The sequence below is a fragment of the Kordia sp. E genome (genome assembly GCF_056033805.1).
Window position 1 is genome coordinate 1,425,563 of record NZ_JBRASR010000002.1, and the last position, 16,980, is coordinate 1,442,542.

General features: G+C 32.7%; 18 protein-coding genes. 5 read left to right on the plus strand and 13 right to left on the minus strand.

Annotation, left to right across the window (positions count from 1 at the left end):
• Positions 1 to 134 precede the first annotated feature (134 nt).
• Complete coding sequence (locus ACUUYC_RS09355; RefSeq protein WP_474265453.1) at positions 135 to 2,552, plus strand: DUF5916 domain-containing protein; 2,418 nt, start codon at positions 135 to 137, stop codon at positions 2,550 to 2,552.
• A gap of 33 nt (positions 2,553 to 2,585) precedes the next feature.
• Here the strand turns inward: ACUUYC_RS09355 and ACUUYC_RS09360 are convergent, their stop codons facing one another.
• The 11 genes from ACUUYC_RS09360 to ACUUYC_RS09410 all read right to left on the minus strand — a co-directional run bounded on the left by ACUUYC_RS09360 (position 2,586) and on the right by ACUUYC_RS09410 (position 10,263).
• Complete coding sequence (locus ACUUYC_RS09360) at positions 2,586 to 2,789, minus strand: hypothetical protein (RefSeq protein WP_474265454.1); 204 nt, start codon at positions 2,787 to 2,789, stop codon at positions 2,586 to 2,588.
• Positions 2,790 to 2,865: 76 nt separating this feature from the next.
• Positions 2,866 to 3,087: a hypothetical protein gene (locus tag ACUUYC_RS09365; protein ID WP_474265455.1), complete on the minus strand. Its 222-nt coding sequence runs from the start codon at positions 3,085 to 3,087 to the stop codon at positions 2,866 to 2,868.
• Positions 3,088 to 3,297: 210 nt separating this feature from the next.
• Positions 3,298 to 3,651 carry a hypothetical protein gene (locus ACUUYC_RS09370; RefSeq protein ID WP_474265456.1) on the minus strand — a complete coding sequence of 118 codons (354 nt, stop codon included), beginning with the start codon at positions 3,649 to 3,651 and terminating at the stop codon, positions 3,298 to 3,300.
• A gap of 156 nt (positions 3,652 to 3,807) precedes the next feature.
• Complete coding sequence (locus ACUUYC_RS09375) at positions 3,808 to 4,728, minus strand: DUF3078 domain-containing protein (RefSeq protein WP_474265457.1); 921 nt, start codon at positions 4,726 to 4,728, stop codon at positions 3,808 to 3,810.
• A 112-nt stretch (positions 4,729 to 4,840) separates the two neighbouring features.
• On the minus strand, positions 4,841 to 5,764 hold the full coding sequence (locus tag ACUUYC_RS09380) for a DUF3078 domain-containing protein (RefSeq protein ID WP_474265458.1): 924 nt from the start codon (positions 5,762 to 5,764) through the stop codon (positions 4,841 to 4,843).
• Positions 5,765 to 5,881: 117 nt separating this feature from the next.
• Positions 5,882 to 6,388, minus strand: a complete 507-nt coding sequence (locus ACUUYC_RS09385; RefSeq protein WP_474265459.1) for a DUF2480 family protein — start codon at positions 6,386 to 6,388, stop codon at positions 5,882 to 5,884.
• 3 nt (positions 6,389 to 6,391) lie between these two features.
• On the minus strand, positions 6,392 to 6,718 hold the full coding sequence (locus ACUUYC_RS09390) for an iron-sulfur cluster assembly protein (protein ID WP_474265460.1): 327 nt from the start codon (positions 6,716 to 6,718) through the stop codon (positions 6,392 to 6,394).
• Between the two features lie 5 nt (positions 6,719 to 6,723).
• Positions 6,724 to 7,146, minus strand: a complete 423-nt coding sequence (locus tag ACUUYC_RS09395; protein ID WP_474265461.1) for a SufE family protein — start codon at positions 7,144 to 7,146, stop codon at positions 6,724 to 6,726.
• Between the two features lie 51 nt (positions 7,147 to 7,197).
• Complete coding sequence (locus ACUUYC_RS09400; protein WP_474265463.1) at positions 7,198 to 7,653, minus strand: hypothetical protein; 456 nt, start codon at positions 7,651 to 7,653, stop codon at positions 7,198 to 7,200.
• 92 nt (positions 7,654 to 7,745) lie between these two features.
• On the minus strand, positions 7,746 to 8,789 hold the full coding sequence (locus ACUUYC_RS09405; protein WP_474265465.1) for a zinc metalloprotease: 1,044 nt from the start codon (positions 8,787 to 8,789) through the stop codon (positions 7,746 to 7,748).
• Positions 8,790 to 9,051: 262 nt separating this feature from the next.
• Positions 9,052 to 10,263 carry an aminotransferase class V-fold PLP-dependent enzyme gene (locus tag ACUUYC_RS09410; protein WP_474265466.1) on the minus strand — a complete coding sequence of 404 codons (1,212 nt, stop codon included), beginning with the start codon at positions 10,261 to 10,263 and terminating at the stop codon, positions 9,052 to 9,054.
• Between the two features lie 262 nt (positions 10,264 to 10,525).
• On the opposite strand from ACUUYC_RS09410, the gene ACUUYC_RS09415 reads away from it, so the two are divergent.
• Positions 10,526 to 12,997 (plus strand): O-antigen ligase family protein, encoded by a 2,472-nt coding sequence (locus ACUUYC_RS09415; protein WP_474265467.1) that lies wholly within the window; start codon positions 10,526 to 10,528, stop codon positions 12,995 to 12,997.
• Positions 12,998 to 13,050: 53 nt separating this feature from the next.
• Here ACUUYC_RS09415 and ACUUYC_RS09420 read toward each other — a convergent pair whose 3' ends face one another.
• A complete protein-coding gene (locus ACUUYC_RS09420) occupies positions 13,051 to 13,299 on the minus strand; it encodes a class I lanthipeptide (protein WP_474265468.1) in 249 nt (82 codons plus the stop codon).
• A 73-nt stretch (positions 13,300 to 13,372) separates the two neighbouring features.
• A complete protein-coding gene (locus tag ACUUYC_RS09425; protein ID WP_474265469.1) occupies positions 13,373 to 13,636 on the minus strand; it encodes a class I lanthipeptide in 264 nt (87 codons plus the stop codon).
• Between the two features lie 199 nt (positions 13,637 to 13,835).
• Between ACUUYC_RS09425 and ACUUYC_RS09430 the strand changes: the two genes are divergently transcribed.
• The 3 genes from ACUUYC_RS09430 (at position 13,836) to ACUUYC_RS09440 (ending at position 16,952) form a co-directional block, all read left to right on the plus strand.
• Complete coding sequence (locus ACUUYC_RS09430; protein WP_474265470.1) at positions 13,836 to 15,182, plus strand: serine hydrolase domain-containing protein; 1,347 nt, start codon at positions 13,836 to 13,838, stop codon at positions 15,180 to 15,182.
• A gap of 379 nt (positions 15,183 to 15,561) precedes the next feature.
• On the plus strand, positions 15,562 to 16,098 hold the full coding sequence (locus tag ACUUYC_RS09435) for a DUF2589 domain-containing protein (RefSeq protein ID WP_474265471.1): 537 nt from the start codon (positions 15,562 to 15,564) through the stop codon (positions 16,096 to 16,098).
• Between the two features lie 68 nt (positions 16,099 to 16,166).
• The gene (locus ACUUYC_RS09440; protein WP_474265472.1) at positions 16,167 to 16,952 is read left to right on the plus strand and encodes a hypothetical protein; all 786 of its coding nucleotides are present in this window, start codon (positions 16,167 to 16,169) and stop codon (positions 16,950 to 16,952) included.
• The last annotated feature ends 28 nt before the right edge of the window (positions 16,953 to 16,980 follow it).

Here is a 16,980-nt window from a genome sequence, read left to right on the forward strand (position 1 = left end):
ATAGGTGTTTTGAGTGTGTGTTAATGAATTACAACTTTTGTTGTTAACGGACATTAACTACGCGTTAACTCGTGCTTAACCTGTTTATCCACGTGACTTCTTCACATTTGCAGTATCAAAAAAAAACAATCATCATGCAACCATTCATCAATCAAAAACAACTTTTACTTAGCTGCTTATTTCTTTGCTTTAGCTTAAAAAATTATGCGCAGAAAACCATAAAAGCACATAAAATAACTACCGAAATTTCCATTGATGGAATTGCCGACGAAGCCGACTGGAAACAGCATGCAATCACAGGAGATTTTATACAAACACGACCTGATAATGGAAAAACTTCCGTTAGAAACACTAAAGTTTCTGTGTTATATGATGATAGTTATTTGTACGTATTGGGAATTATGTATGTGGAAAACAAAGATGAAATTAACAGTCAATTATCTGCACGAGATGATACTGGAAACGCGGATGTTTTTGCCATACAAATTGATCCGTTTGGCGAAACGCGTGAAGGTTATGACTTTACAGTAACTGCTGCGAATGTACAATCGGATATAAAACTGAGTCAAAATAATAGTTATGCAAACTTTAATGTGGTTTGGGAAAGTGCTGTAAAATTGTACGATGATAAATGGATTGCCGAGTTGAAAATTCCGTTTAATAGTATTCGTTTTCCAAAAGAAATGATGGATAATTTCAAAATTAACTTTCAACGAATTGCTTCAAAACTAAATGAAGAATCGTATTGGAGTCCCATAAAACCTGAAGTTGACGGTTATTTAAATCAATTTGGAACATTGGAAGGTTTGCCAAAAATTACGCCACCGTTAAACTTATCATTCTATCCATTTGTGTCGGTTGTCAATGAAAAAAGCCCAAATGGAGAAAGTAAAACGACTTTAAATGGCGGTTTGGACGTAAAGTATGTGCATGACAATTCGTATACACTAGATGTTTCGTTAATTCCAGATTTTAGTCAGGCATTATCAGATAATCAAATATTTAATTTATCGCCTTTTGAAGTTCGTTTCAATGAAAACAGACAGTTTTTTATTGAAGGAACGGAGATTTTTGACAAAGGTGGTTATTTATATACACGCAGAATTGGCGGTGTTCCAATTAATAAGAATCGTATCTCTCTAAATGAAGATGAAGAAATTATAGAAAACCCAATTGCGGCTAATATCTTGAACTTGGTAAAGATTACGGGGAAATCATCTAAAGGGTTTTCTGTTGGATTTTTAAACGGAATTACAGCCAAAAGTGAAGCAAAAATTAGAAATACCTCGACAAACGAATTTAGAAACGAACAGACCAATCCGTTTACGAATTATAATGCCTTAGTGTTAGATCAAACTTTAAAAAATAATTCTTCAATTACGTTTTTAAATAATTCTGTTTGGCGAAGTGGAAACGATTATGATAGTAATTTATCAGCTATTTTATTTCGTGGATATACCAAAGAACGCACCTATTCATTGTATGTGAAGAAAGCAGTTTCACAGAAATATTTTTCAGATCAAAAAGATGAATTCGGACACCAATATTATGCGTATTTGTCTAAAGTAAGCGGAAATTGGACAGGCGGTGTTTCGGCAAATTTATATGATGAAAAGTTTGATAATAATGACTTCGGATTTTTAACGCGTAACAATCAGTTTAGTGTGCGTGGAAATTTAAATTACAGAAACAACAATCCTAAAAAATGGTTCAATCAGTATTCCATTGGAATTGATCATTCGCAACGTTATTATTACAGTTTGTTTGAAAAAGAATTCGCGTATTATAAACTACAAGGTGATGCAACTTTTAAGAATAACAGTGTGCTTTTTGGCTCATTTGCATATATAGAAAAGCGTCAAGATTTTTTTGAACCACGTACAAAAGATCGAAATTTTAACAAGCCAGCTCAGTTAGAATATTTTGCAGAGTATCAAACAAATCGCAATAAGAACTTATCGTTCGCTGGTTATGCGGTGTATGTAAAGACATTGAATTCTGAAATTTTTTCAGATGAATACATTGGCGGTTATGGAATTCGAGCACAACTGGGACAACATATTTCTTTATACTTCAGTCAAGATGTGACCAACATTCCAAGCAACGCCGGATTTGTAACTCGTGAAAATGATGAGTTGATTTTTGGAAAACGAAGCATCCAAGAATTAACAAACACTTTTGAAGCAAATTATGCTGTGTATTCAAAATTAAGCATGAATGTACGCGTACGTCATTACTGGATTCAAGTTGATTATGATGATCAATTTACGTTGAACAATCAAGGGAATTTAGATCGAAATAATTATACAATCAATCCAGATGACTTTGATGATAATTTCAATTCTTTTACTGTTGATTATACTGCGCGTTGGCAATTTGCGCCAGCAAGTGAACTCAGCTTTAACTACAAACTAGGCGCAAATTTATTCAACAATCAAATCAATTCAGGTTACGGAACTAATTTGAAAAATACCTTACAGCAAGATAATAGCAATACACTTTCCTTGAAAATGACGTATTTCCTTGATTTTAATAAAATTCGCAAGTTGTAGATATAAAAAAGCGAGCCTAAACCCGCTTAAATATTATACGCATATCCGATTCATGCTCCAACAGCCTCGTGTTGCACATGAATTAGTTGGTGGCGGTGGTGGTGGATCAATAACATCATCATCATCACCTATAACATCTCCGGCTTCATCTCCTGTTCCTCCTTTTATTTTTGATGATTTAAAATTAGAAATAGTATGCTTTTTAAGAAATAGACTTTTCATTGCTTGTTTTTTCATGATAAATAATTTTGAAATTGATATTAAATTAAATGTATCTAGCTAGATAGTAGAAAAAGATATGATGCATAAGATATTACCATATCCAACACAACGTATTAAGAGCTTGGTTGGTAAATCTACCAGGATCTTCGTATGCAATGTCATTCGTTTGTTCGTCATACGTTTCACAAGTAGCATAAATTGTTTCATCATGTCTAACAGTATCTCCTTCTTCTCCACTTCCAGCTTTGATTTTAGAGAGATTAGAAATTATAGACTTATTAAGAGATAAATATTTTAAAGATTTTTTTTTCATAATAAATGATTTTAAGAATTAGTAATGAAACAAATAACTTAAAGAGATCATAGATAAAAAAACAATAGAATCGATAATTGTCGTATTGTCGGAAGTTGTAAGCTTAGACAAAATTTAGTACTCAAAGCGTCACATCGAGTGATTTTTAGTAATGAAATGAAGAAAAATTGTATCGAGATGTTGCTGTGAATTCACGAATGATTTTCAATTCTATTCTTTATGAAACAATTGCGGCTTCCTAATATATGCAGCAAATGTCGTTGCCATAACAATAAGCATGGTTACTTCGTAAGGCTTTCCTTTATACATATGAATACATACAATAAGTGTCATGTATAAGGCTAAAAGAGTAGTGCCAATAAGGATAGTTTTGTTATATAAAAATAGAATCGATGCAATTAATAAAAATAGTCCAGTGCTAAATAATATAGTACTATTTGTAATAGCTTTTCCTGTCTGATTAGGATGTAGTATTTTGTCTAATGCATTTGGAATAAAAAACAATAGTAGTATTATAGAAGGTAGCCATGTCAATAATGTTGAAAGTACTTTTTTTGATCTCATAATTTTGAATTAGTTAAGTTTTTTCAAATCTATGGTATGTCTGTGTGTTCTTTCGCTATAAATGAGGAAGCGTTTGTTGTTATTTATCAGGCGTTGATTTTTGAAGAGGATTCGTATTTTAATTTTTAAATTCTCGAATTTATGAATCAGCGATTGTTAGAAAGCATAATTTACACCTAAGCCAAGAACTTCACGTGTTTGCAACCCATTGAAAGCGTTATCATCATAAATAGTTTGAAAATTTACCGTTGTAGAAAAATATTCGTTGATTGTCATGACAATATTTACATTGTAGTCGATGTCTACATTTTCAGGTTTTTCTAAATAGTTTGCGTATACATTTAAGATATTTTCCATGACAATGTTATCCAGTAAAGTCAATTTGTAATAACCAGAAGCGTACATGCCAAGTTCATAGCGTAAACTTTCGCCTTCAAGAACACCAAAATATTCTTCGTTTGGTAGTGTAAGATCACTATCAACAATCGTCACTTTAGAAGTTCCTGGCGCAATATTAAATTTACAATCATCACTTTTTTTCCATAAAACCCCAGGACCAAAAGAAGCATATGCAGGAGAAAAAGAATTGGTGTTTTCCATGCGAATTTCTTTTCCATTTTCGTCGGTGTCATAACGATAGCCTTTGGTGATTTGTGTGCGAAGGTTAAAAAAACCAGAGTAAAACCAGTTGTTCTTTCCTTTTTTACCAATAACAGAGTTTACTTCAAAACGGTCGTCAGTTTTCTTTACGAATTCACTATTTTTTGTTTGTGTTAAACCATATGCAACAACAACTCTATTATCCCAATCCCAGTTTTCTCGATGATAATTTAAATTGTAATTGAGCCCTAATGTTCCAGAAATACTATTTTCGCCACCAGCTGCCCAATTTGAGAAGGCAGCCTGATTAAAAAGGAATGATACTTTTCCTTTAGAATTCCAACCCATTTGAATGGTATCTGTTTGAGCTTTTGGAAGATTTTTTATAGCAGCTTTTATTGCTGCCATTTCATGTGTTTCCTGTGCAAATAGGAATGTGCTTAGAAATAATACGAAGATGGTTAGTGTATTTTTCATATACGTTAGTTCTTAATTTTAAAAAATGAATTGCATCAAGAACTGTACCAATATAAACATAAAAAGCGCTCCAATTAGGAACGCTTTTCTTATATGTTAAAAAGACAGTTTTTTATAAGTTGTAACTTAAACCAAATGTCCAGTATGATTGTAATTTGTTATCTACATTATCAAATGTAGTTGTTGTATTTCCTTGTGCAAGATTGAAGTTTACTGCTTCTTGCTTGTTTTGTCTTAAACCAAAATCGAAACCAACACCAATCATTTTCCACAATGTGTAGCTAAATGAGTTTGTCCATGTCCAATTTGAGTAATCACTACTCTTGTAGCTTTGGAACATAGATAAGTTTGTTTTGAAGTTAATAGCTCCGAAACTTCTTGTATAGTCTGCTACAATTTTTGCACCTAAAGAAGATTCAAAAACAGTATCATTATCACTAAATACAAAGTTGTAGTTTAATGGGTGAATTACCACAATTAAGTTTGTAATTGGCGTCCAAGTAGCACCAACACCTACATCTAAATATCCAGGATCGTTGAAGTTGCTTAAGATTGTTGTTCTGTATTCTGCTAATCCAGAGATTGCAAATTTTTCAGTGATTTTACGTCCGTATAAAGAACTAATGTTGAATACATCAGTAGACTCTCTAAACTTCTTATCATCTGTTGGATCGTCTTTATCATCAAACTTTACCCAAGCTAAGTTTACATTAGCACTGTTATTCCAGAAAAACTTTTCTTGATTTAAGTTGGCAAAAGCATTTACAGTAAATCCTATATTCCCAGATGAAACGTTTGGTGTTCCTTGTGAATACCAATCGTTGAATTGAGAAAGACTTCCTCCAATAGTTCCAAATGCTCCTTTTTTCCATCCTGGAAGTGCATCAATTTGTGCTTGTATAGCATTAGCTTCTCCTTGTAAAGCATCAGCTGCAGCTTGTTTTTCTGCCTTTTGAGCTTTTAATTCTTCTTTGGTTTGTGCATTCATCGAAGTAAATGCTAAACATAATCCGATTGCAAATATGATTTTCTTCATGTTTATTTATTTTAGGTTTTGCGACGGCAAATATACTCCTTGCGTGTTGTTTCACAAAAATATCATAAAATAATTAAACTTATGATAACCAGTGAATTAAAAAATAAATTGAAAGAATTATCTTTTTTTGTAGAGTGGAACAGAAGAACAAGCTTCTCCATACATAACACTTTTGGCAATGTTGTGTAATTTTGCTGTCATCATCGCGTACGCATTGTCTGGTATAGGTTTGTTTGCACAACCTTTTATGATCACAGGTTTATCTTTGTATGCAGAAACATCTAAATTGGTAATGATTTCTTGATAAATTGCCGTTTCCAACTGATCAAGTGTGCCAATTATTGCCTTTTCGACAAAAGGTGTCAAATGTACGCTTAGTAACATATATGCCCATGCAGGAATAATGGCGTCTGTAGAACAAATTAATGAAATGTATTGTCCTTGATGCTGCGACCAATCGTATTCAGCAACATGTTTACGGAATTCTTTTTCGCGTAAAATTAAACCTTCCGTCAACCAATCAGAAATATCAAAAAGGACACGTTTTCCATCAGGATAATAATCCTCTAGATCAATTGTAACTAATTTGCTTTGCGCAACTCTATTGATAATTTCTTCTGCCATGTTTTATAGTAAGCCTAATTCTAGTTTTGCTTCTTCACTCATTAAATCTTTCGTCCATTCCGGATCAAAAGTAATCTCAACGATAGCGTTGTTTACTTCTTTTAATGATTTTACTTTCTCTTCTATCTCTAAAGGTAACGTTTCTGCTACTGGACAGTTTGGAGACGTAAGTGTCATTAATATTTTTACATCGGAGTTTTCGTTTACAAAAACATCATAAATTAACCCTAATTCGTAGATGTCTACTGGAATCTCAGGATCGTAAATTGTTTTTAATACACGAACTATTTTTTCGCCCATGGCATTTGCATCTATGGTAACTTCAGACATTTTTTCTAGTTTAATTGTGTTTGATATGCTACTGCATATAACTTTAATTTTTTAATCATGCTGACCAATCCGTTGGCTCTAGTTGGAGACAAATGTTCTTTCAGCCCTATTTCGTCAATGAAGTCTGTATTTGCTTCAATAATTGCAGAAGGATGTTGGTTTGAAAATACTCTGATGAGGATAGCAATGATTCCTTTGGTAATAATAGCGTCACTATCAGCTGTAAATACAATCGTATCATTAACCATATCACCATGAACCCATACTTTACTTTGACAACCTTTGATGAGGTTTTCATCTTTTTTGAGGCTTTCGTCAATAAGTGGAAGTGATTTTCCAAGGTCAATCATGTACTCGTAGCGTTGCATCCAGTCATCAAACATGGCAAACTCGTCTACTATTTCTTCTTGTATCTCTTGTATCGTCATTTTGTCTTCGTTTACACGATTCTCTATTTAGACGCAAAAATACAACAACTATTACTGATTTTCAACTGCTTTTGCCATTGCTTGTATTTTTGTTACCAAAGCTTTCAGTTGTTTTGGAGGATTTCCATGATCAAAAGAATTAGAAGAAACTTCGACTTCTTTATATTTTATCTTTAACACAGCATGTGCAGCGCCATCATACAAGCGTTTAGAAGAAGGTGCTTCAAGGGTTTTTATCTTTTCACCGTCAATTTTGCTTAGTAGTGATAAAATTTCTTCCCAATCTTCAGTATTGCAATCGGATGTTTTATATTGTTGCTTGTTTCTATCTTTAGTAGTCTTTACAGAAGCTTTGGAAACTTGTATTTCTTCATAAAAACCTCTCGATAATGCTTCATATGTAATTACAATATCATCTTCAGCGTTTTTTACTGTTGTTTCTGAATTATTATCATTACAACCTTCAGCAAATAAAAACATAGAGAATAAACAAAATAGAAATTTCATGAGATACATTTTTTAATTGATAACATAATGATACAAAAAAAAGACGCCAATATTGGCGTCTTTTATATTAAATTTAGCACTTTAACTATAGCTTAGTTTACTAAGTTTTCTCTAGCTCCACCTGAAACTAATACACCGCGCATTCTGCTTTTTTGTCCTGCACTAAACATGTTCATACATGCATCATCTGTATAATCCATATAGTTCATTGTCATGTCTGTTGAACGACAGTGAGTTGTTGGGAAAGATGGGCATCCGTAGTTTGGTCTGTCTGATGAAGGTGTGTCAGAAACAAAATCATCTCTGTTACATCTTCCGTCTCCCCAAATGTGACGTAAGTTTAAGTAATGACCAACTTCGTGAGTAGTTGTTCTACCTCCGTCAAATGGAGCTGCTACATAACCAGTTGTTCCAAAATATTGTGGAGACATTACAACACCATCAGTAGATGAGTTTCCTCCAGGAAATTGTGCATATCCTAAGATTCCTCCTCCAATATTACATACCCACATGTTTAAGTGAGTTGAAGGTGTTACTGGTGGATACGATCCTTTTACAGCATCATTCGTTCCCCAAGAAGTTCTAGAGTTAGAATGTCTAAAAACTCCAGCTAAAGTAAATTGAATTTCAGTATCAGCTGCTACAGGAGCAAATAATGATGGTGTTTGATTTGCATCACCGTTAGCTCTTCTGAAATCGTCATTTAAAACTGTCATTTGAGAGTTAATTTGGGCATCACTGATGTTTTCATTACTGTTGCTATATACTACATGTATATATACAGGAATGGATACTACACCCATGTTGTCTGTTGGTGGTTCTGGATCGCCGCCGCCGCCGTTGTTATTTCCGTTTCCATTACCATTTCCAGGCTTTTTAGCTAATATGTCTTGTCTGTACTTTTTCTCTAAATCATACATTCTTTGGTATAATTTAGGATCTTTTTCTAGTTGCTGATTTAGTTTTTGCATACTAAAACATCCGCCTGCTGCTTTCTCTTCATTATCAGTGTACAAGTAAAAGTCACTCATATCTACTGCTTCCTGTGGTATTTCGTTTGCATCCGCAGTCTGGTCGTCACTACATGATACTGTAATTGCTGCTAGAGCAATCATGCTTAGAAAAATTTTTTTCATAATTTTCTTTAATTAAGTTTTTGTGTTAAAATCGATCAAATGTATGATTTTTTGTTAATCATATAACAAATCAGTTAATTTATTAGATAAATAACAATTTTAATGCAACTTTGTTGCAAACACAACAATTCTGAGTTTTAAGCTACAAGTGGGAAATGGTGTGGTTGTCGATGAAATACACTACTATTTTAAATGTATTCCAAAAAAAAAGAATCGACCAATGGGTCGATTCTGTAGTTGAATGGTATTTTTTGAACTTTTATTAGGAAAGCATCATTTTTGCTTTTTTGATCGCTTCAATAAATGTATCAATTTCTTCTTTCGTATTATAGAATGAAAACGAAGCACGAACCGTTCCTGGAATTTTATAAAAATCCATGATTGGTTGCGCACAATGATGTCCTGTACGAACTGCAATTCCTAGTTTGTCTATAATGGTTCCGATGTCATACGGATGAATGTTTTCAATATTAAACGAAATTACGGCTACTTTATCTTCAATTCCGTAAATAGTTATATCGCCAATAGCTAGTAATTTCTCCGTAGCATATTCCAATAATTCATGTTCGTAAGCTGCAATGGCTTCAAAACCAATAGCATTCATGTAGTCTAGCGCAGCTCCAAAAGCAATAACACCGCAAATATTTGGTGTTCCTGCTTCAAATTTATGTGGCAAACCAGCATAGGTTGTTTTTTCAAAGGTAACCTGATCAATCATTTCACCGCCACCTTTGTATGGAGGCAATTTTTGTAACCATTCTTCTTTTCCGTATAGTAATCCAACACCAGTTGGACCACAAATTTTATGTGCAGAAGCTACATAGAAATCTACGTCTAACGCTTGTACATCTGCTTTTATATGTGGAGAAGCTTGTGCGCCATCAATTAATACGGCTGCAGCTACTTCATGTGCTTTTTCTATGATAAATTCGATCGGATTAATACTTCCCAAAGCATTGGAAACATGATTACAGAAGACCAGCTTTGTGTTTTCATTTAATAATGAAACATAGGCTTCCATGTCTAGCTTTCCATCTTCAAACATTGGAATCACTTTAAGGATAGCGCCAGTTTGTTCGCACAACATTTGCCAAGGAACAATGTTTGAATGGTGCTCTAAAGCAGACACAATGATTTCATCACCTTTTTGTAAAAGCGAAGCAAATCCGTTTGCAACTAAGTTGATACTGTCTGTTGTTCCAGAAGTTAATATCATTTCATGCGGTTTAGCTGCATTGAAATGTTTCTGAATTTTTATACGTGCTTCTTCATATGCATCTGTCGCTTCTTGACTAAGCGTGTGTACTCCACGATGAATGTTTGCATTGTAGTTTGAATAATAGTCTGCAATACAGTCAATTACGTGTTGTGGCGTTTGCGAAGTTGCCGCATTATCGAAGTATATTAAGGGTTTTCCATTTACTTCTCGTTGAAGAATTGGAAAGTCTTTTCGTATTTTTTGAATGTCTAACATAGTCTGAATTCTATCTGTACAAAGATACTAACTATTCATAGAATGCGTTGTCACTTTTTAGATGAAATCAGTTGTAATTGTAACATTCATTAACATATATTTTTGCTTTTAAACGAGATTTCAAGTTTCTTTGAAAAAACAAGACATATTATTTCAAGTTTTTCGCGTATTTTGTTTTCGTAGGTCATTTCCATACAGAATTAATTGATAATGCGTGACTTATAATTTTGAGATTAGAGCCATTTCTTTTAAAACGATATCAATGCAAAAAAATAAGAATAACCAAAAAAGTACAGTTTCTGAAAACTCGACATTTACGATTTCTAAAATTTTATTTCTGCTGTATCTTTTCATTGGTTTTATACCTAGTATGGGAGCTATGGATTATGATGCTCCAGAGTGGTTATATGTATCCTTATTAAATGTAGTAGCTTTATTTTTTATAGCGAAAAATAGCACCTTTTTTAATGCTTTCTCATTTCATAAAAACTTCAAAACCTTTTTACTTCTATTTCTAGGTTTTTTTACTATTGGATGTTTATCAATCTTTAATGCAGTCAACGTTAGCGAAAGTCTAGTGCATCTATCACGCTTGGTGAATATTATTGTAGCACTGTATTGTTTGTATCTTATTATTAGACAAAACCCTAGCTATTTTTTTAATTTTACTTGCAAGGCAGTTACGATCATTCTTGCTTATTTTGCTGGGAAAGCAATTTTATTTTTTATAGGAAATTATAGCAGTCCGCGAACACACGGGTTTTTAAAATTATTTCCACATAATTATGGAAACATGAATATATATGCAGCTTATCTTGCTATTCAGTTTCCTTTTGTTGTTTATGGCTTCATTTATTTTAAAAAAGTTTGGAAATATATTTCAGGTGTTGTCGTACTTATGGTGTTATTAGCATTGCTTTTTGCTTCAGTTAGAACTGCTTTATTGTCTACATCAATTATACTTTTCCTTTTTATTACCTATCTCATATATGGAGTTATAAAGCATAAATTACCTTTTAAACGAGAAATTGCAATTTTGATATTATCACCTATTCTTTCTGGCTTTTTAGTGTTGAATGTGAATAGATTGGACAAGAGTTCTAGAAATTCTATAAATGAACTTTTAGTATCGCGTGAAGCAGACTTTTTTAAAGGAAGAGATGCTGTTACATATGGTGTAGATAATATTAAAGACTTAGTGCCCAAAGATGTAAAAGTAGAAATTAAAAAAAAGCAGTTGGGTTCTGAAAGATTTACACTGTGGAATTTAGCATACATCCGATTTAAAGAAAATCCTATTCTTGGTGTTGGTTATGGAAATTATAAAGCAGTTGGAAAAAAAGAACATTATGTTGATTTCTCGCATCGAGAAGGACTTTTTGCGAATCCAAGGCGAGCTCATAATGACTTTGTAGAGAAATTGGCAGAAACAGGTATTTTTGGATTCATACTATACGTGTCATTGTTTGTATTTCTTTTTATTTTATTTATAAAAATGTTTCTTCGCGAAAAGCAGTATGAAAAACAATTTATATTGGTTATAATTCTAGGATCTGCTATTGTGTATACATTAGATGCGTTGTTAAACTTTCCTTTAGAGCGTCCGCCAATACAGCTGTATTTTTTGCTAGTTGCAATATTTATATTATTGTTTTCGCAAAAAGAAACTTCTGTATTAGAGAAGACAAGCAAAACAAAACTACACCTTCTGCTTCTTGGAGGTGTATTCTTAATTAGTTTTGCAAGCATAGCTTCCAATTACTTAGTTTTTAAGTCGTATCAATTGCAACTAACAATGCGAGAAGATTTAACTGGAAAAACATTATTTACAGACCAAAAATTAAAAAACTCATATGCGAGTATAAAGAAAAGATGGACTAATTATCCACAATTGAGTTATATTGGAACAGTAAAAAATGTTTATTTGGCCAATTATGCTGTTAAAGCAAAAAAGTATGAAGACGCACTAGAAATTTTGTACACTTCTGAAAACTATAATAAAGATGCTTTTTTAGTAAAAGCTTTCAAGTCTGAAATTTATCTTAACATCTACGATAATATTGATAGCGTTAAATATTATTCAGAGAGTGTCTTTGGCGACTATCCAGGATTTAGAGCAAATTATGACATTCTTAGAAAAATATATCTAAAAGAAAAAGATACCGTTAACTTAATGCGAGTAATGAATCGGTATTCTAAATACAGTCCGAGAGATGTAGAAGCCTGGAAACAAAAAGCCAATACTATTTATAATGTAACAAAAGATAGCAAGCGAATGTTAGCAGTGATAGATACTGCATTGGTGTATAATGCGTACAGTCATACATTACTTCTTGCTAAAAGAGAAGTGTTAGATAAATTAAAATTCAAATCATATTTAAGTAGTGAAGAGATAAAAGCGAAACATCAAGCTGCATTCAACTTTTTCAGAACTCAAAAGTATGAAGATGCACGTGTGGTTTTTCAAGAAATTCTAAAGACAAACCCTAAAGATTATTTATCTGTTCAAAACATTGGAATTATTGATTTAGTTCAGAAAAATTACAAAAAAGCAATTAAAAACTTAAGTGTAGTTATTGCTGCAAAAACCTTTAGTGACGGAAAAGCTGAATATAGTAGAGGTTATTGCTATGAGCAATTAGGACAAATGGATAAAGCAAAAGCAGACTACAAGGTGAGTCGTGCTAAAAAATATCCGCAAGCGATGTCACTTCCTGAAACAAAATATAAATAAAAAAAGAAGTCGCTTTTTACAGCGACTTCATATAATTTAAACACTTTTTATAATTAAAAAGTTGTTGGGCATCCGCCAGCTAATGATGGGCACGCACCAAATGTTGGGCAATTTCCTAATGTTGGACAGTTAAAAAGTGTTGGACAATTAAATTTTGTCGGACAAAATCGTGTTGGACAAAAAATTGTAACTGGACATAGTGCGGTAAGAATAGTTCCTCCACTAACTTGGTCACTTTCTAAATTTGAAATCATGTTTTTATTTAATGATAACTTTTTTAAACTTTTCTTCTTTTTTTTCATGGTTGTAATGTGTTAATAAGTTAAGAAAAAGCTACTTTTTACAGTAGCTCCTCAATAATATTGCTAATTGTAATTAAATGCAAAAACGATCACTTGGACATCCTGCTAAAGAACAATCTGTTGTTAAAATAGGACAGTTGTCAATCGTTAGAATTGGACAATTGTTGATTGTTATAATAGGACACGCAGGCGTCAAAATAGGACAATTGAACACTGTTACAACTGGACAAATCCAAACTGTAAATCCTGTACCACCACTAATTTGACCGTTTTCTAATTTTGAAATCACATTCTTATTTAATGACAATTTCTTTAAGCTTTTCTTCTTTTTTTTCATGGTTTTTGTTTTAAAGGTTTATAATTTTTCACCGTTACGTAACAGTTTTATAAAGGTCAGTAGTTTTAATTTGTTGGTGAGCAGGTATATAGATAAAATAGTTGAGTGTTTTTCCTATTTCTTGCAAAGGGAAAACACTACTATATGTGTCATTACTAAATTTCATTTTAATATATTTGAGTATTGAAATCGATTTGATATGAAAAAAGCATTAAAAATAACTGTAATACTAGTTGTTCTCATTTTAGGAATTGTAGTAGCATTTAATTATTCTCGTTTGAATATTATTTCTGGATATTCTGCAAAAAGTATGAATTCATCTGTATTTGTAGCAGGAAGAAGTGTCGAATTTACCGATGCTACAGATAATAGCTTTGGACCTATTAATATTGCGGATGATGTTGTAGATACAAGTAAAAAAATGGCTTCTGCTTCTGTTTACGGATTCATGACGCGCAAAGCTGTCTACAGAAAAGGTTTGGGAAGTGTTTTAATCAACGATGATTACGATCTTTCGCAAGAAACACCAATACCACATAGAAGTTCTATAACACGCATGACGTCATATCCATATGGCGGCATGAAGCAAAAAGATACTATATTTTCTAATGTAAATTACGATCAAATTAATACTGCGGTTACAGAAGCTTTTACAAAAGTGGATGGAGAAGATATCAAAAAAACGCGCGCTGTTTTAGTTATATATAAAGATCAAATACTAGCTGAACAATATGCTGAAGGTTTTGATAAAGATTCTAAAATATTGGGTTGGTCTATGACAAAAAGCTTGATAAGTACCATGTATGGAGTTTTACAATATCAAGGAAAACTGAGTGTTTGGGACAAGGCTCCGATAGAAGCTTGGCAAGATGATGAACGAAAAGAAATTACGATTCACAATCTATTGCAAATGAATAGCGGTTTGGATTGGGAAGAAGATTATAGTAAAATATCTGATGTGACAAAAATGCTGTTTCTTGAAAAAGATATGACCAAATCGCAAGTTGACAAACCCTTAGTTGGAAAGCCAAATGAAACCTGGTATTACTCTTCAGGAACTTCAAACTTGCTATCTGGAATCTTGCGAAAGCAATTTAAAAGACATCAAGATTATTTAAACTTTCCTTATGATGAGTTTATTGATAAAATAGGAATGCATTCTATGCTAATAGAAGCAGACATGGAAGGAAACTACGTAGGTTCTTCTTATGGTTGGGCAACACCGCGCGATTGGGCAAAATTTGGATTGTTATACTTACACAAAGGAAACTGGAACGGAACACAATTATTTGATACTTCTTGGGTTGATTATGTAACAAAACCGACACCAACATCTGATGGACGTTATGGAGCTCATTTTTGGCTAAATGCTGGAGGTTTTCATCCCGATGTACCAAAAGATATGTATTCGGCAAACGGCTATCAAGGACAACGTGTATATATTATTCCTTCTAAAAATTTAGTTGTTGTTCGTTTTGGATTGGCTGGCAGCAGCGGTACAGATTTCAATAAATTCTTAAGTGAAATAACGACGGCTATTAAATAACTTCATTAAACTTACTGCAACTACAACATATGTTTTGTTTTTAGAAACATATGTATGTCCTTTTTATGTAATTTGCGATACTTTTTAAACTGAATCTGTAAAATTCTTCATAAATACAGATTTCCAATTCTTTATTTTCTTTAAAATCAAGCATTTTACAACATATTACAAATTTTATGTAATATTGTTTGAATAATTATTGTAATATGTTTGTGTTATTGCAACATATGTTTTATATTTGCATTGTAATTCTTTCGAAAGAGTATAATTTTAAGCTTAAAATGATGTGAGAATTGTTGCGCGATAATTTTCACAGCCTAAGGAGAAAGCCGAAAAGCCTTTAAAAAAGAGTAGGTTAAAAATTTTAATTATTACAATTATGCCAGTTAATCCAAATGAAATAGCTAACATCAACTTTAGTGCGATGTTAGGTAGACCATTAACAGCAGTTATTGATGCGCAAGCAGCAGCAGCTTTATCTACTGTAGATTTTATCAACGAAGTAGGTTTAAATGATGATGGAACCGTTAAAAATGTTTCTTTTCAATATTTAAAAGATGTTGATGGAGCCACTTCTTTAGTAACCTTAACAACGCCGTTACTAACAATTGTCCCAATTCCTTTTTTACGTGTTGCAGACACGACTATTGATTTTAATGCAAAAATTTCTAGTGTAACGCAGTACGAAACATCAACTGCACACAAATTGAGCTTAAGTGCTGATTTGAAATTGCGTTGGGGATTTGGAAGATTGAACTTCAAAGGTAGTTACTCGTACCAAAAGAAATCTCGTTACTCTGATGAATCAACTCGTACTTATAGTATGAATGTTAGAATTCATGCAGTACAAGACGAAATTCCAGCAGGAATGAGTAGAGTATTAGACATGCTTGAGCAATCTATCACTGAAGCTTAGATTTATTTCACTAAACTATTTAAGGAAACCTCTTCGGAGGTTTCCTTAACCTAAAAACAAACAAAGTCATGATTACATTAAAAGATTATATAGGAAAGATTTACAAGGAAATAACAAATGCAAAAGTACAGTCGGATATTGAAACGTTGGCAATTGCAGATGAGTATGTAAACAATCCTATGTTAAAGCATTTTTCTGTTCCAAATATTCGTATCAAAAACGTTGAACTAAATATTCCAGTTGCTGTTGATAGTACGCAAGCAACTTCAAGAGATTATACAGAAAGAGAAATTAAAGAGGTATACGAACAAGCATTTGAAAAAGTGTATTTAAGTTTTTATCCTTTTAAAACAACTTTTGTAGAAAGTGTAAAGCCACAATTAGCAGTAAAAACAGAAACATTAGTTACAGATGCTGCGAGTGAGTTAGTTGCTGCAAAAGAAGTAAATCAGGTAGCTACGCCAACAGCTGAATCAAGTACTACTATAAAAACTACAGATGATACACAAGCTGTTAGAACAACTTCTTTATCAGAATCAACACAAAATAATTACACAGTAACCGTAAACACAGCAGCTACTAAATTTGCTGAAGCATCATATGTTTTTGTGAGTTCAGAAATTGCACGAGAAGAATTCTTTGCGAAAATTGTTCCTGAGATTGAAAGCAATTTACAGCAAAGACCTTATGAAATAGAAGCACTTCCAGTGATTGTGGAAACACAGCGATTAAAAGAAATTAATGATCCAGCAAGTATGATTAACATCAAAGTAAATATTATGGATGATGCGATGGAATGGACAACTGATGTTGATGCAGATGGAAATGCTACACAAGTATTGAATTACGAATAAAATCGATTCGTATAATTTTAAACCAAAG

What these genes read in the sequence shown, in the direction of transcription:
- ACUUYC_RS09355 (WP_474265453.1), top strand. Translation starts at nt 135, where the DNA reads ATGCAACCATTCATCAATCAAAAACAACTTTTACTTAGCTGCTTATTT.
- ACUUYC_RS09360 (WP_474265454.1), bottom strand. Translation starts at nt 2,789, where the DNA reads ATGAAAAAACAAGCAATGAAAAGTCTATTTCTTAAAAAGCATACTATT.
- ACUUYC_RS09365 (WP_474265455.1), bottom strand. Translation starts at nt 3,087, where the DNA reads ATGAAAAAAAAATCTTTAAAATATTTATCTCTTAATAAGTCTATAATT.
- ACUUYC_RS09370 (WP_474265456.1), bottom strand. Translation starts at nt 3,651, where the DNA reads ATGAGATCAAAAAAAGTACTTTCAACATTATTGACATGGCTACCTTCT.
- ACUUYC_RS09375 (WP_474265457.1), bottom strand. Translation starts at nt 4,728, where the DNA reads ATGAAAAATACACTAACCATCTTCGTATTATTTCTAAGCACATTCCTA.
- ACUUYC_RS09380 (WP_474265458.1), bottom strand. Translation starts at nt 5,764, where the DNA reads ATGAAGAAAATCATATTTGCAATCGGATTATGTTTAGCATTTACTTCG.
- ACUUYC_RS09385 (WP_474265459.1), bottom strand. Translation starts at nt 6,388, where the DNA reads ATGGCAGAAGAAATTATCAATAGAGTTGCGCAAAGCAAATTAGTTACA.
- ACUUYC_RS09390 (WP_474265460.1), bottom strand. Translation starts at nt 6,718, where the DNA reads ATGTCTGAAGTTACCATAGATGCAAATGCCATGGGCGAAAAAATAGTT.
- ACUUYC_RS09395 (WP_474265461.1), bottom strand. Translation starts at nt 7,146, where the DNA reads ATGACGATACAAGAGATACAAGAAGAAATAGTAGACGAGTTTGCCATG.
- ACUUYC_RS09400 (WP_474265463.1), bottom strand. Translation starts at nt 7,653, where the DNA reads ATGAAATTTCTATTTTGTTTATTCTCTATGTTTTTATTTGCTGAAGGT.
- ACUUYC_RS09405 (WP_474265465.1), bottom strand. Translation starts at nt 8,789, where the DNA reads ATGAAAAAAATTTTTCTAAGCATGATTGCTCTAGCAGCAATTACAGTA.
- ACUUYC_RS09410 (WP_474265466.1), bottom strand. Translation starts at nt 10,263, where the DNA reads ATGTTAGACATTCAAAAAATACGAAAAGACTTTCCAATTCTTCAACGA.
- ACUUYC_RS09415 (WP_474265467.1), top strand. Translation starts at nt 10,526, where the DNA reads ATGCAAAAAAATAAGAATAACCAAAAAAGTACAGTTTCTGAAAACTCG.
- ACUUYC_RS09420 (WP_474265468.1), bottom strand. Translation starts at nt 13,299, where the DNA reads ATGAAAAAAAAGAAGAAAAGTTTAAAAAAGTTATCATTAAATAAAAAC.
- ACUUYC_RS09425 (WP_474265469.1), bottom strand. Translation starts at nt 13,636, where the DNA reads ATGAAAAAAAAGAAGAAAAGCTTAAAGAAATTGTCATTAAATAAGAAT.
- ACUUYC_RS09430 (WP_474265470.1), top strand. Translation starts at nt 13,836, where the DNA reads ATGAAAAAAGCATTAAAAATAACTGTAATACTAGTTGTTCTCATTTTA.
- ACUUYC_RS09435 (WP_474265471.1), top strand. Translation starts at nt 15,562, where the DNA reads ATGCCAGTTAATCCAAATGAAATAGCTAACATCAACTTTAGTGCGATG.
- ACUUYC_RS09440 (WP_474265472.1), top strand. Translation starts at nt 16,167, where the DNA reads ATGATTACATTAAAAGATTATATAGGAAAGATTTACAAGGAAATAACA.